Source organism: Streptomyces ruber, from assembly GCF_014648075.1.
Classification (GTDB): domain Bacteria; phylum Actinomycetota; class Actinomycetes; order Streptomycetales; family Streptomycetaceae; genus Streptomyces; species Streptomyces ruber.
Genome location: NZ_BMQK01000044.1, coordinates 1 through 1,610 on the forward strand (window position 1 = coordinate 1; position 1,610 = coordinate 1,610).

A 1,610-nucleotide genomic window follows, 5' to 3' on the forward strand; every position below is an offset into this window, starting at 1 on the left:
CACCGCCCCACTGACCGCGACCACGGGAGCCCCCCTTTGGCCATGCCGCCCTCTGTTTTCCGAAACAGCACCGCCACGACGACCAAGCACATCTTCGTCACCGGGGGTGTCGCCTCCTCGCTCGGCAAGGGTCTCACCGCCTCCAGCCTCGGCATGCTGCTCAAGGCGCGGGGTCTGCGGGTCGTGATGCAGAAGCTCGACCCGTACCTGAACGTCGACCCCGGCACGATGAACCCCTTCCAGCACGGTGAGGTGTTCGTCACCAACGACGGCGCCGAGACCGACCTCGACATCGGCCACTACGAGCGCTTCCTCGACCGCGACCTCGACGGCTCCGCCAACGTCACCACCGGCCAGGTGTACTCCACGGTCATCGCCAAGGAGCGCCGCGGCGAGTACCTGGGCGACACCGTGCAGGTCATCCCGCACATCACCAACGAGATCAAGCACCGCATCCGCCGGATGGCGTCCGACGCGGTGGACGTGGTGATCACCGAGGTGGGCGGCACGGTCGGGGACATCGAGTCGCTGCCGTTCCTGGAGACCGTGCGCCAGGTGCGGCACGAGGTCGGCCGTGACAACGTGTTCGTGGTGCACATCTCCCTCCTGCCCTATATCGGACCTTCCGGTGAACTGAAGACGAAGCCGACACAGCACTCGGTTGCGGCGCTGCGCAACATCGGTATCCAGCCGGACGCCATCGTGCTGCGCTGCGACCGCGAGGTGCCCACCGCGATCAAGCGGAAGATCTCGCTGATGTGCGACGTCGACGAGGCCGCCGTGGTCGCCTGCCCGGACGCCCCGTCGATCTACGACATCCCCAAGGTGGTGCACGGCGAGGGCCTGGACGCCTACGTCGTGCGCAAGCTGGACCTGCCCTTCCGCGACGTGGACTGGAGCACCTGGGACGACCTGCTGGACCGGGTCCACCACCCGCGGCACGAGATCACCATGGCGCTGGTCGGCAAGTACATCGACCTGCCCGACGCCTATCTGTCGGTCACCGAGGCGCTGCGCGCCGGCGGCTTCGCCAACCGGGCCCGCGTGAAGATCAAGTGGGTGGCCTCCGACGACTGCAGGACCCCGGCGGGCGCGGCCCGGCAGCTCGGCGACGCGGACGCGGTCTGCATCCCCGGCGGCTTCGGCGACCGCGGGGTGGCCGGCAAGGTCGGCGCGATCCAGTACGCCCGCGAGAACGGGATCCCGCTGCTCGGCCTCTGCCTGGGCCTGCAGTGCATCGTGATCGAGGCCGCGCGGAACCTGGCCGGCATCCCGGACGCCAACTCCACCGAGTTCGACTCCGCCACCGCCCACCCGGTGATCTCCACCATGGCCGAGCAGCTCGACATCGTCGCCGGCGAGGGCGACATGGGCGGCACCATGCGGCTCGGCATGTACCCGGCGAAGCTGGCCGAGGGCTCGATCGTGCGCGAGGTGTACGACGGCAAGGAGTACGTCGAGGAGCGGCACCGGCACCGTTACGAGGTGAACAACGCGTACCGCGCGGAGCTGGAGAAGAAGGCGGGTCTGCAGTTCTCCGGCACCTCCCCGGACGGCAAGCTGGTCGAGTACGTCGAGTACCCGCGGGACGTCCACCCCTACCTGGTCGC

The 1,610-nt window shown here is 68.9% G+C and carries 1 protein-coding gene; it reads left to right on the forward strand.

From position 1 onward, the window contains the following. Positions 1-42: 42 nt before the first annotated feature. On the forward strand, positions 43-1,610 hold a 1,568-nt coding region (pyrG, locus tag IEZ04_RS34270; protein ID WP_189220908.1), incomplete at its 3' end, for a CTP synthase.